Here is an 11,323-nt window from a genome sequence, read left to right as displayed (position 1 = left end):
ATGCATGCGTTGGAGACGGACGGGTGACGCTGATATCTGGTCGAATACGCTATCTGTCTGTCGATGGAGCAACCGCAGCGCGCAGCCGGCAACACCTGCAGTGCCTGCCAGCACACGCTGCCGCTTACATGCGAAATACGCCAAAACGGGTTGGCTCGATCGGCGCATTCAACGCCGCTGACAAGCCCAGGCCCAGCACACGACGGGTATCGGCCGGGTCGATGATGCCGTCGTCCCACAGCCGTGCGCTGGCGTAGTACGGATGGCCCTGCTGCTCGAACTGCGCGCGGATCGGCGCCTTGAAGGCATCTTCCTCGTCGCCCGACCACGCGCCGCCCTTGGCTTCGATGCCGTCGCGGCGCACGGTGGCCAAGACGCTGGCGGCCTGCTCGCCACCCATCACGCCAATGCGCGCGTTCGGCCACATCCACAGGAAATTAGGCGAATACGCGCGGCCGCACATGCCGTAATTGCCGGCACCGAACGAGCCGCCGATCACCACGGTGAACTTGGGCACTTTGGCGCAGGCCACCGCCATCACCAGCTTGGCGCCGTCTTTGGCGATGCCGCCATGTTCGTATTTGCGTCCCACCATGAAGCCGGTGATGTTCTGCAGGAATACCAGCGGAATGCCGCGCTGCGTGCACAACTCGATGAAGTGTGCGCCCTTCAGCGCGGACTCGGAAAACAGGATGCCGTTGTTGGCGATGATGCCCACCGGGTAGCCGTGCAGATGCGCAAAGCCGGTGACCAGGGTGCTGCCATAGCGCGGCTTGAATTCGTCCAGTTGCGAATCATCGACGATGCGCGCGATCACTTCGCGCACATCGAACGGTTTGCGCGTATCGGCAGGGATCACCCCATACAGCTCGTCGGCGGCATGCCGCGGCGGCAACGGCGCCTGCAGCGCCAACGATGCAGCCGGCTTGCGCCAGTTGAGCTGCGCAATGATCGCGCGCACGCGTGCCAGCGCCTGTAGATCGTTGTCGGCAAAATGATCGGCCACCCCGGAGATGCGCGTGTGCACATCGGCGCCGCCCAACTCTTCGGCGCTGACTTCTTCACCGGTGGCGGCTTTGACCAACGGCGGGCCGCCGAGAAAGATCGTGCCCTGTTCGCGCACGATCACCGTTTCATCGCTCATTGCCGGCACATAGGCACCGCCGGCAGTGCACGACCCCATCACGCAGGCGATCTGCGGGATACCTTGCGCCGACAGGTTGGCCTGGTTGTAGAAGATGCGCCCGAAGTGATCGCGATCGGGGAAGACTTCGTCCTGCAATGGCAAGAATGCGCCGCCGGAATCGACCAGATAGATGCACGGTAGGCGATTCTGTTGCGCAATTTCCTGCGCGCGCAGATGCTTTTTTACCGTCATTGGGTAATACGTGCCGCCCTTGACGGTGGCATCGTTGGCCACGATCACGCATTCCACGCCGGACACGCGGCCAATGCCGGCCACCACGCCCGCACACGGCACCTGATCGTCGTACAGACCATGCGCCGCCAACGGCGCGATTTCCAGCAGGGCGCTGCCGGGGTCGAGCAGTGCGTCGATGCGTGCGCGCACCAGCAGCTTGCCGCGTGCGACGTGCTTTTCACGCGCGGCCTCGCTGCCGCCGAGCGCTGTGTGCGCCAAGGTGCGGCGTAAATCGTCGACCACGACGCGCATCGCAGCGGCGTTGGCCTGAAAGCTGTCGCTGCTGATCTGCAGCTTGCTGGTGATCACGCTCATAGTGGCTCCGTCAGGCGGTGCGTTCGAACAGCTCGCGGCCGATCAACATACGGCGGATCTCCGAAGTGCCCGCGCCGATCTCGTACAGCTTCGCATCGCGCCACAAGCGCCCGGTGGGGTAGTCGTTGATGTAGCCGTTGCCGCCCAGCACCTGGATCGCCTGGCCGGTGAGCCAGGTCGCCTTTTCGGCAGCGTACAAGATCGCCCCGGCTGCATCCTGGCGCGTGGTGCGCCCCGCATCGCAGGCGCGTGCCACCGCATACACGTACGCGCGGCAGGCATTGAGCCCGACGTACATGTCGGCCAGCTTGGCCTGCATCAGCTGAAAGGTACCGATCGGCTCGCCGAACTGCTTGCGCTCATGCACATACGGAAACACCACATCCATAGCGGCGGCCATCAGTCCAAGCGGGCCACCGGCCAGCACCACGCGTTCGAAATCCAGCCCGGACATCAGCACGCGCACGCCACCGTTGAGCGTGCCCAGCACGTTTTCGGCAGGCACCTCGCAGTCGGTGAACACCAATTCGCAAGTGTTGGAGCCACGCATGCCCAACTTGTCGAGTTTCTGCGCGGTCGAAAACCCGGGCATGCCCTTTTCGACGATGAACGCGGTGATGCCGCGTGCGCCGGCATCCGGGTCGGTCTTGGCGTACACCACCAGCACGTCGGCATCGGGGCCGTTGGTGATCCACATCTTGCTGCCGTTGAGCACGAAGCGGTCGCCGCGCGCGTCGGCGCGCAGCTTCATCGACACCACGTCCGAGCCGGAGCCGGCCTCGCTCATCGCCAGCGCGCCGACATGCTCGCCGGTGCACAGCTTGGGCAGGTAGCGCTGCTTCTGCTCGGGTGTGGCGTTCTTGCGCAGCTGGTTGAGGCACAGGTTGGAATGCGCGCCGTACGACAACCCGATCGCGCCGCCGGCGCGCGAGATTTCTTCCATTGCCACCACATGCGCCAGGTAGCCCATGCCGCTGCCGCCGTATTCTTCTTCCACGGTCAGCCCGAGCAGGCCCTGTTCGCCGAACAGGCGCCACAGCTGCGACGGAAACACATTGTCGTGATCGGCCGCGGCGGCGAGCGGGGCGATATGGTGGCTGGCGAATGCCGCGACGCTTTCGCGCAGCAGATCGATCTCTTCGCCAAGCTCGAAGTTCAAGGACGGCACATGCATGGAGCGACTCCGCAAGGATCGGGGCGTGCCGGGTGGGAGCGGGCGGGCCGCACGGCGTATGTGGGGCAGCCTAGCGGTCCGCGACAAAAAAGTGAACTAAAATTCAACTATTGAACCCAGAATCACACCATGGCTTATCGACGCTCCGCCCTGATGGAAGAACGCCTGGCCGGCAATCGCGAACGCATCCTGCACGCGGCCCGCGCCCTGATCGCCGAAGGCGGCTATCGCAATGCCCCGATCACCGCCGTCGCAGCCGCCGCCGGAGTCTCGACCGGGCAGATTTATCGGCATTTCCCCTCCAAGGCCGAGCTTTTCGTCGAAGTTCTCGACGCGGCTGTGCAGCGCGAGATGGCCATCCTGCGCGCCATCGCCACCACCGATGCCAGCGCGGCCGAGCGCCTGCGCAGCGCCATCGCCACCTTCGTGCGACGTGCGCTGGCTGGCCCGGCGCTCGCCTACGCCTTCATCGCCGAGCCAGTGGAAAGCGAGGTGGATGCCGAACGTATCCGTGGCCGTCGCCTGTTTGGCGAGGTGTTTCGTCAGTTGCTGGCCGAAGGCGTGGCGGCCGGAGAGTTCCCCGAGCAGTCGCTGGATGCGGCCGCGGCCTGCATCGTCGGCGCCTTTACCGAAGCCCTGGTCGGGCCGATTGCCCCCAGCCGGGGCGACCCGCAGCAGGGCGAGCACCTGGTGGAGGCGATCTGCGGCTTCTGCCTGCGCGCCGTGGGCGCAGCCGCGCCCGCCTGAGGATGCACTGACCATGCATCTGGCTGTGCTGGATGGAGGCGGATTACTGTGCATATACTGTGCGCACTCCGTATCGAAGCACATGCCATGGTCGCCGTCCTCAATCCGCTGTCCCTGACCGAGCGGCTGCGCGCGCCCGATCGCACCATCCTCTCGCCGTCGGCCATGGCGGGCCTGCTGGAGTTGTCGCAGCAGGAGCTGGCCGAGCTTGCCGGCGTGCATCGCAACAGTCTGCGCGTGCACCCGGAGAGTCCGCGCGTGCAGGATCTGCTGCGCAACCTGTCGCGCCTGTTGGTGGCGATAGCGCAGATCCAGCCGGACGAGCGCCAACTGGTGTTCCATCTCAAAAACACGCCGATTCCTGCGTTCGAATTCGCCACGCTGCTGGAAGTGGTCAAGCAGGGCCGCACCGACGACGCGCTGACGTATCTGCGCACCGTCGCCGCCGGGGCCGCAGGTTGAGGCTGAGCGCCCCGGCGCACTGCACGCTGTATCGCGCCTTCACTCCGCGCTGGGCCGCCGAACCGCTGAGTGGCGCGGGCGCCGCGCGATCGGGCGGGCGCTTCAACCGCTTCGGTCAGCCGGCGCTGTATCTGGCGATGGAACTGGACACCGCCGCCGCCGAATATGCGCAGGCGGCGCCGTTCCTGCCGCCGTTTACGCTGGTCAGTTATGCGGCCGCGTTGCCTGCGCTGGCCGACCTGCGCCTGCTCGACGCAAGCTGGGACGCGCTATGGGCCGACTGGACCGACGACTGGCGCAAGGCCCTGGTCAACAAGGTCGAGCCGGTCAGCTGGGTGCTTGGCGACATGCTGCGCGAGGCGCTGATTCCCGGCGTGATCTTCCCCAGCATGGCCGCGCCCAATGGCGTCAACGTAGTGGTGTTCCTGGACATGCTGCAGCCCGATCAGGTGCTGCGCGTGCTCGACGATGGACGCCTGCCGCGCGATGGCCGCAGTTGGGGCGACCCGCCGACAGCGGTGTAGCGGCCAGACGCGCGGCAGTTGCGGATCCTGCATCGAACGCACGGATGTCATTGCGGCTGCGATGCGACGAAGACGCGCGTGACCAATATCCTGAAGATTGCCTGGCGCGTCCACGTGCCCAGCAACGCCGCGTGCGCGAAAGCAGCGGAAATCGCAGCACACCAGAAACCGCCGCAACCCAGGGCACCGCCGCCGCGAAAACAGCGCGACCGGATTCAACCGGCCAGCAGCTGCGCCATGCCGGCCAGCACCGGGGCGGCCATCGCGGCCGGCAGGATCAGTGCACGCCGGTACGGCAGCAGCCATAGCGATAACAGTGCCGCTGCAGCGGTCACTGTCCCCAGCCATAGCACCGGGCCGATACCCCAGCCTTGTGCATGGACGGCGATGCCGAAGGTGAGCGACAGCAGCAACCAGCCGACGATGCGCAGCTGCTGCGTGCGGGCAGTGCCGAGACTGCGGCCACGGACCTCGTGCTGATGTTTTTCCATTGCCAGACACAGCGCGGCGAATCCGGAAAAATTCAGCGCCAGCAACAGCAGCACGCTCATGCGCCTTCCTGCACGGGGACGTTGTTTTGCACCGCTGTCGCTGTCGCAGTCGTGGTGGCGCGTGCACGGCGCGCGGCTGCCGATTGCGGCGCCTTCCAGTGCTGCAGGCGCCAGCCGGCAATGCCCAGGCACACGCCCAAGCCCAGGCACACCAGATCGACACCGGCCAACGCCCATTGCCCGGCCGGCAGCGTGACGCCCAGATGCACGTCGGTGGTCAGTGCGTTGACGAGCGGCACCAGCGCGAACAAGGCGGCGCCTATGTACAGCTGCCAGCTCCACATCGCGCGACGCGGCCACACGAACGCGGCCAGCAACGCAACACCCCAGGCGGCAAAGAACAGGTTCGCTTCCATCGCCGCGCGCGATTCCAGCGTCACCGGCAACAGCCGGTTGGCCCAGAAGAAACTGGCAAAGGCGATCGGCAAGCCGGCCACCGTGCCGATATTGAGTGCGTCCACCAGGCGCAATCCAAACCCGATGCGGCCTGCTTTCAGATGCTTGGGCCGTTCTTTCACCGCCCACATCACCACGCCGCTGGCCACCATCAAACAGCCCAGCAATCCGGAACCGAAAAACAGCACGCGTAACCAGGGGCCGGCGAAGTGCGCGATATGCAGGCCGACCATCACGCCGCGTGTTTCGCTCGCGCCGCCGGGCGCGCTACTGCCTTGCAGGCGCTCGCCGCTGACCGCGTCGTACAGCATGGACGGCGCGGTGGTGGACAGCTTGGCTGCCAACTGGCTCACGCCAACGGCGGCATGCGCATCGTTGGGCAGCGACACCGCCACGTTGCCGATATCGGCCCCATGCAGATCGCGGCGCGCACGCTCCACAAACTGCTCCAACGGCAGCATCGGCGCCCGCGTACCCGCCGCTTGCCGCGTGTCTGCTACGCGGTTGGCCGACTCGTCGTAGAAGCGCATCTCGTCGTCGGCGTAGCGTGCCTTGATGCCCCATGGCAGGTACATGAACATCAAGGTCACGATGCCGGTATAGGTGATCATCGCGTGGTACGGCAACGCGGTCACCGCACTGACGTTATGGAAATCCAGCCACGACCGCAGGCCTTTGCCCGGGCGGAAGGTAAAGAAGTCCTTGAAGATCTTCTTGTGCGTGATCACGCCGCTGATGATCGCCACCAGCATGAACATCGCGCAGAACCCCACGATATAGCGCGCCCACAGTACCGGCAGATAATGCAGATCGAAATGCAGCCGGTAAAAGAACTCGCCGCCCAGCGTGTCGCGCGCGGCGATCTCCTTGCCGGTGGCCGGGTCGATGATGGCATTGCCATACAGTTGCCGGCGGCTTGCCGGTTTGCCGTCGGCGGGCGCAGGGTTTTGCCAGTACATGCTCACCACCGGGTTGCGCGTCTCCGGCAAGGTGATGTTCCAGCTCAGCGCATCGGCTGCATGCGTTTGCAGATAGCGTTCGGCGCTGCGCAGTGCGACCTCTTTGCTCACCGTGGTGGTGGGCAGCTCCGGGCGCATCCAGCGGCTGATTTCGTCGCGGTAATAACTGGCCGTGCCGCCCATGAAGATCAGCAGCAACACCCAGCCGACCAGCAGCCCGGTCCAGGTGTGCAGCCAGGCCATCGACTGGCGGAATCCCTGCTTCATGCCATACCCCGTTGCAGCCAGGTGGCCAGCGCAAACATCAGTGCCGCCGGCACCGTAATGCCGGCCCAGGCACGCCACACGCTGGCGGTGGCGAATGCCCACAGCGGCGCACATGCGCACACCACGATGCCGACCAGCATGCTGGTCAAGACCGCTTCGCTACGCGGCAACGGCAAGACCAGTGCAAGCAAGAGATTGGTCGCGCTGGCCAGCGCGTAGCCGCCGAAAATCGCCGCCAGCGTGCGCGCAAGCACGCCCAGCCACGGGCGCCGGAACCACGGAAGCGACAGGGGCGATGCACTGGACATCAGGCGGGCGACAGGCGTGGCTGAGCTGAAGCGATGCTTATTCGGCGACGAAGGTCAGGGTGCTGATGTGATGCACCATCGACACCTGCTTGCCGGCGATCTCACGCGTCACCGGCTCCTTGTTGTTCACCACCAGAATGTGGCGACCGGCGCGCAGTTTGGGCAGGGTGACCTGGCCCTTGTCGTCGGAGGTCAGCGTCTTTTGCCACTTCTGCGGGTCGATCACGGTGACCTCAGCCTTGGGCAGCGGCTTGTTGCGATAGAGCACGGTGAGCGTGCTGCCGTTGGCGGTGGTGGGCACCAGCTCCAGATCGAGCTTGGCCGCTGGCGTGCTGCGCCCGGCACGGGCGTAATAGCTCACCGTCTCGAACCCGCCGGCTTCACCCTTCCACGGCTCGAACACGCTGTCATCGCTCAGCCACGCATCGCCGGCACCGGAGAGCGGCGCGGTCAGGAAGTCGTCGCCATGCGTCAGGGCGCCGGCCTTGCCGGCGGTACCGAACACACTCGGCTTCACCACGCGCTTGATCTCGTCCTGGCCGTGGTCGAGGGTCTCCTGCGCTGGCTCGCCGAAGAAGATGCGTACCGGGCCGCTGCCATCGCGTTCGATCCAGATTTCGTGGGCCTGGGCGGACAGACTGATGCTGGCCAAGGCCAGGCAGGACAGCAGGAAAGACTTCATCGCGGCGACTCCTCGTTGACGGGACCGGGCGAGGCAGCGGGCGCGTCACCGTGGGTTGATGGGAATGATACGCAATTCCCTTCGCAGAGACCAACATGCCATGCGGCACTGCGGCAATTTGTCGGCGGGCGCGAGCGTGCCCGCGCACAGGGGCTACAGCCGGTCAGGGCGCAGCGCACATCGCGGCAAAAACTGTCATGCACGCTGGTCAGACGGGCATGAACTGTGCTCTATACTCCGGCGTTAGCAGAGGTCTTCGACCAACAGCCAGGGGTGAGCGCGTGCGGAATTACGACCTCGAGTTCCTGAAAAAATTCTCGATGGTGATCGGATTACTTGTAGTCATCACCCTGGGCCTGATCGCCCTGGCAGCCTATTTGCAGCGTGCCATCCCAGATGAGGTGTCGCCGACGGCCGTCAAGCGCGTGCAGCAGCGCATCGCACCGGCGGGCGCGGTCTATGCCGGCACCACCGGTGCAGCCGCACAGGCTGCGGCCCAGGCGGCAGCGCTGGCCAAGGCGTCCTCGCAGTCCGCCTACGGTGGCACCACCGACGGCAAGACCATCTTCGACAACCTGTGCACCGCCTGCCATACCACCGGCGTGGGCAAGGCGCCGACGCTGGACCACTCGCATTGGGACGCGCGTATCGCCCAGGGCAAGGACACCTTGTACAAGCACGCGATCGAGGGCTACACCGGCCCGGACGGCGGCATCATGCCGCCCAAGGGTGGCAACCCGGGGCTGACCGAAGAACAGGTGCGTGCCACGGTCGACTGGATGCTGGGCAATCTGAAATAACCTTTTGCGGCGTCGTCGACGTCGACAGGCCCGCGTCCACTGTGGCGGCGCGTGTGTAGCGGGTGCGTCTGATGAGCTCGCTCGCCGGGTCGGTGCGCGTTTCATTGCACGGGTCTGCCAATGTGGCGACGTGCACACCCGGTGCCGCCGGTCCGCCACGGACCTGTTGACGCAGGATCTGGCTGCACTTCCCAGCGTTTTGTTAGCCTGCTCCTGCGCCCCGTCCTCACGCGCCGCCTTCCGGGCGGCGTTTGCGTTTGACCTATCTTCTGGAGTGTTTCGATGTCGCGTTGCCCGCTGCTTGTGCTCGGTGTGATCGGTTTGCTGGCGCCGTTGCTGTGCAGCGCGGCCGACAGCGCGCCGCAGCGTCTGTCGATTGCCGACGTGCAGGGCGAGGACACCCGCAGCCCCTACGACGGCCGTGTGGTCGACGTGGAAGGCATCGTCACTGCCGATACGCGTGCCGGGCTGGCCGGCCTGTTCGTGCAGCAGCCCGGCTTCGAGCCGCGGCGCTCGCATGGCCTGTTCGTCACCGGTGCGGGCAATGCCGAGGTGGCGGTGGGCGATCGCGTCCGCATCATCGGCACGGTGCGCGAGGTGTCGGCAGGCGGCGAGGCGAGTCTGACCTCGGTGGATGCCAGCAGCATCGAACGGCTCGCCAGCGGCCAGCCGGTGCCGGTGCGCATGCTCAGCGGGCCGCCGGCCAACTGGGAAGCGCTGGAAGGCGAGCATGTGCGCATCGCCGCGCTGACCCTCAACGGCAGCGACCGCCTGGATACCTACGGCGAGCTGGTCGCCGCATTCGGTGGGCGGCTGTGGCAGCCGAGCGAAGTGGCCGCCGCTGGCACCCCGGCCTTTGCCCAGGTCGACACCGAGAACGCGCGCCGCCGCGTGCTGCTGGACGATGCGCGCAACGGACGCAACCCCAAGACCGTGGCGTATCTGCAACCCGAGGCGGTGCTGCGCAGCGGCAGCCTGCTCAAGTCGGTCGATGGCATCGTCGACCAGCGCTATGACGGCCAGTACCGCATCCAGGTGCTGACTCCGCTCACTCTGCCGGCCATGCCGACGGCGGTGGCGCCGCAGGTCGGTGGCGATCTGCGCATTGCCTCGTTCAATCTGGAGAACTTCTTCAACGGCAATGGCCGCGGCGGTGGTTTCCCGACCAAGCGCGGCGCACGTACGCACGAGCAATTCCAGGCCCAACTGGCCAAGCTGGTTGCCACCATCCTGCCGTTGCAGGCCGACGTGGCCGCGCTGATGGAGCTGGAAAACGACGGCAACGGCGCCGATGCGGCCGTCGCGCAGCTGGTGGCCGCGCTCAACGCCGCCGGCAAGGACAAGGACTGGCAGTTCGTCGATACCGCCAGCGGCCCGGGCGAGGACGCGATCCGGGTCGGCATGCTCTATCGCAGCTCGCAGGTCACCCCGGTAGGCAAGCCGGCCATGCTGACCGGCGGGCCGTTCGACAACCACAGCCGCGTGCCGTTGGCGCAGGCTTTCCGCAGCAGCCGCGGCGCCACCTTCGTGGTCGTCGCTAACCACTTCAAGTCCAAGGGTTGCGGCAACGCCAGCGGCGCCGATGCCGACCAGCAGGACGGCCAAGCGTGCTGGAATGCCACGCGCACCGAATCCGCCAAGCGCCTGCACCAATGGCTGCAGACCGACCCCACCGGCGCGCAGACCAAGCTGGCCGTGCTGCTGGGCGACTTCAACGCCTACGCGATGGAAACGCCGATGCGCAGCCTGCGCGCCAGCGGCTGGCAGGACGCCTTTGCGGTGGCTGGCGTGAAGCAGCCCTACAGCTACGTCTACGACGGCATGAGCGGGCGCCTGGACCATGCGCTGCTCAGCCCGGCGATGGCCAAGCAACTGCGCGGCGCAGTGGAATGGCACGTCAATGCCGATGCGATGGACGACGCTGGCTATGCCAAGCGCAACCTGCCCGGCCCGTGGCGCAGCTCCGATCACGACCCGGTGTTGTTGGGCTTTTCGTTGTAGGTGACGCCGAGGCGCGGTCGTCGCGGCGGTGCTGGTGCGCGCATGCAGCGACCACCTACATACGTTGCCGTGTTGCCGGATCACGAAGGCATGTTGTCGCCGATGCCTGCGGTCAGGCGCGCGTGCAGCAGTGCCGTCGGCAAACGCCATCGTTCCGATAGCCAGTACAGCGATTGCAGCGGCGAGTCTCCGCCGAAACGGCCATCAACGCGTGTGATTGCACCACCCGCTCGCGCCTTGAACGCCATCGTCCACAACGCCGTCTAGGCCGGGCCGCAGCAGGTTTAGCTCTCACACTGCCCAGCGCTGCGGCGCAGCCGCAGATTGAGCAGATGCGCGCTGGCCAGGAGCAAGCTGCCTGTGACCGTGATGGGTGTGTCCAGGGTGCCGCCTGCAATGCCGCTGGCGCCCAATGCCAGGCCGGCCAGTCCAAAACCCGCCAACGCCCACACCGGCGCCGGTAGCGCGTGGCGTCGATGCGTGCTCCACAGCGCGAAACCGCTCAGCGGCACCGCCGCAGCGGCAAACACGACGTGCACCCATTCGGCCCGGCTCCAGGCACCCAGCAGTGGCAGCGCAACGGCCAGCAGAGGCAGTGCCAGGCAATGCAGCAGACACAGGCCGGACAAGGCGATGGCCGAGGTATCCAGTAACGAAGCGGTTGCACGCATGGACGCGGTCTCGTTGAGTAAGTGTTATATAGTAACACTTCACTCC

At 66.1% G+C, this 11,323-nt stretch carries 13 protein-coding genes; 5 read left to right on the top strand and 8 right to left on the bottom strand.

Annotated features, from left to right (window positions below):
• Positions 1-124: 124 nt before the first annotated feature.
• Both VC212_RS21095 and VC212_RS21090 read right to left on the bottom strand, forming a co-directional pair.
• A complete protein-coding gene (locus tag VC212_RS21095; RefSeq protein ID WP_323526851.1) occupies positions 125-1,735 on the bottom strand; it encodes a carboxyl transferase domain-containing protein in 1,611 nt (536 codons plus the stop codon).
• Between the two features lie 10 nt (positions 1,736-1,745).
• Positions 1,746-2,909 (bottom strand): isovaleryl-CoA dehydrogenase, encoded by a 1,164-nt coding sequence (locus tag VC212_RS21090; protein ID WP_055853639.1) that lies wholly within the window; start codon positions 2,907-2,909, stop codon positions 1,746-1,748.
• A 129-nt stretch (positions 2,910-3,038) separates the two neighbouring features.
• Here VC212_RS21090 and VC212_RS21085 point away from each other — a divergent pair, with 129 nt between their 5' ends.
• From VC212_RS21085 to VC212_RS21075, 3 genes are all read left to right on the top strand, one after another.
• On the top strand, positions 3,039-3,656 hold the full coding sequence (locus VC212_RS21085) for a TetR/AcrR family transcriptional regulator (RefSeq protein ID WP_082473618.1): 618 nt from the start codon (positions 3,039-3,041) through the stop codon (positions 3,654-3,656).
• Between the two features lie 87 nt (positions 3,657-3,743).
• Positions 3,744-4,118: a DNA-binding protein gene (locus tag VC212_RS21080; RefSeq protein WP_323517877.1), complete on the top strand. Its 375-nt coding sequence runs from the start codon at positions 3,744-3,746 to the stop codon at positions 4,116-4,118.
• Positions 4,115-4,642: an RES family NAD+ phosphorylase gene (locus VC212_RS21075; protein ID WP_115560962.1), complete on the top strand. Its 528-nt coding sequence runs from the start codon at positions 4,115-4,117 to the stop codon at positions 4,640-4,642. The genes VC212_RS21080 and VC212_RS21075 overlap by 4 nt, the downstream gene beginning before the upstream one ends.
• 215 nt (positions 4,643-4,857) lie before the next feature.
• On the opposite strand, the gene VC212_RS21070 is transcribed toward VC212_RS21075, so the two are convergent.
• Genes VC212_RS21070 through VC212_RS21055 form a run of 4 tightly spaced genes read right to left on the bottom strand, consistent with a single transcriptional unit; the run spans position 4,858 to position 7,805 of the window.
• Positions 4,858-5,193, bottom strand: coding sequence for a DUF3325 domain-containing protein (locus tag VC212_RS21070; protein WP_055853631.1), 336 nt, complete (start codon positions 5,191-5,193; stop codon positions 4,858-4,860).
• On the bottom strand, positions 5,190-6,815 hold the full coding sequence (locus tag VC212_RS21065) for a PepSY-associated TM helix domain-containing protein (protein ID WP_323526850.1): 1,626 nt from the start codon (positions 6,813-6,815) through the stop codon (positions 5,190-5,192). The genes VC212_RS21070 and VC212_RS21065 overlap by 4 nt, the downstream gene beginning before the upstream one ends.
• Positions 6,812-7,123 carry a DUF3649 domain-containing protein gene (locus VC212_RS21060; RefSeq protein WP_323521020.1) on the bottom strand — a complete coding sequence of 104 codons (312 nt, stop codon included), beginning with the start codon at positions 7,121-7,123 and terminating at the stop codon, positions 6,812-6,814. Before VC212_RS21060 ends, VC212_RS21065 begins: the two co-directional genes overlap by 4 nt.
• Positions 7,124-7,160: 37 nt before the next feature.
• Entirely contained in the window at positions 7,161-7,805 is a 645-nt protein-coding gene (locus tag VC212_RS21055) for a DUF4198 domain-containing protein (RefSeq protein WP_323526849.1), read from the bottom strand.
• A gap of 281 nt (positions 7,806-8,086) precedes the next feature.
• Between VC212_RS21055 and VC212_RS21050 the strand changes: the two genes are divergently transcribed.
• Complete coding sequence (locus tag VC212_RS21050; RefSeq protein ID WP_055853623.1) at positions 8,087-8,605, top strand: c-type cytochrome; 519 nt, start codon at positions 8,087-8,089, stop codon at positions 8,603-8,605.
• Positions 8,606-8,887: 282 nt separating this feature from the next.
• On the top strand, positions 8,888-10,606 hold the full coding sequence (locus VC212_RS21045) for an ExeM/NucH family extracellular endonuclease (protein WP_323526848.1): 1,719 nt from the start codon (positions 8,888-8,890) through the stop codon (positions 10,604-10,606).
• Positions 10,607-10,686: 80 nt separating this feature from the next.
• Here the strand turns inward: VC212_RS21045 and VC212_RS21040 are convergent, their stop codons facing one another.
• Together VC212_RS21040 and VC212_RS21035 are read right to left on the bottom strand one after the other, a co-directional pair.
• Complete coding sequence (locus VC212_RS21040; RefSeq protein WP_323526847.1) at positions 10,687-10,854, bottom strand: hypothetical protein; 168 nt, start codon at positions 10,852-10,854, stop codon at positions 10,687-10,689.
• 36 nt (positions 10,855-10,890) lie between these two features.
• Positions 10,891-11,277, bottom strand: coding sequence for a MerC family mercury resistance protein (locus VC212_RS21035; RefSeq protein ID WP_323526846.1), 387 nt, complete (start codon positions 11,275-11,277; stop codon positions 10,891-10,893).
• Positions 11,278-11,323: the final 46 nt, after the last annotated feature.

Source organism: Xanthomonas sp. WHRI 8932A (genome assembly GCF_035012785.1).
Classification (GTDB): domain Bacteria; phylum Pseudomonadota; class Gammaproteobacteria; order Xanthomonadales; family Xanthomonadaceae; genus Xanthomonas.
Note: the sequence above shows the minus strand (reverse complement) of the source record. Positions and strands in the feature narration are given on the sequence as shown.

Excerpts from the sequence above, each read along its gene's own strand:
- VC212_RS21065 (WP_323526850.1), bottom strand. The coding sequence starts at position 6,815 with ATGAAGCAGGGATTCCGCCAGTCGATGGCCTGGCTGCACACCTGGACC.
- VC212_RS21070 (WP_055853631.1), bottom strand. The coding sequence starts at position 5,193 with ATGAGCGTGCTGCTGTTGCTGGCGCTGAATTTTTCCGGATTCGCCGCG.
- VC212_RS21040 (WP_323526847.1), bottom strand. The coding sequence starts at position 10,854 with ATGGCGTTCAAGGCGCGAGCGGGTGGTGCAATCACACGCGTTGATGGC.
- VC212_RS21090 (WP_055853639.1), bottom strand. The coding sequence starts at position 2,909 with ATGCATGTGCCGTCCTTGAACTTCGAGCTTGGCGAAGAGATCGATCTG.
- VC212_RS21095 (WP_323526851.1), bottom strand. The coding sequence starts at position 1,735 with ATGAGCGTGATCACCAGCAAGCTGCAGATCAGCAGCGACAGCTTTCAG.
- VC212_RS21085 (WP_082473618.1), top strand. The coding sequence starts at position 3,039 with ATGGCTTATCGACGCTCCGCCCTGATGGAAGAACGCCTGGCCGGCAAT.
- VC212_RS21035 (WP_323526846.1), bottom strand. The coding sequence starts at position 11,277 with ATGCGTGCAACCGCTTCGTTACTGGATACCTCGGCCATCGCCTTGTCC.
- VC212_RS21045 (WP_323526848.1), top strand. The coding sequence starts at position 8,888 with ATGTCGCGTTGCCCGCTGCTTGTGCTCGGTGTGATCGGTTTGCTGGCG.
- VC212_RS21080 (WP_323517877.1), top strand. The coding sequence starts at position 3,744 with ATGGTCGCCGTCCTCAATCCGCTGTCCCTGACCGAGCGGCTGCGCGCG.
- VC212_RS21060 (WP_323521020.1), bottom strand. The coding sequence starts at position 7,123 with ATGTCCAGTGCATCGCCCCTGTCGCTTCCGTGGTTCCGGCGCCCGTGG.
- VC212_RS21055 (WP_323526849.1), bottom strand. The coding sequence starts at position 7,805 with ATGAAGTCTTTCCTGCTGTCCTGCCTGGCCTTGGCCAGCATCAGTCTG.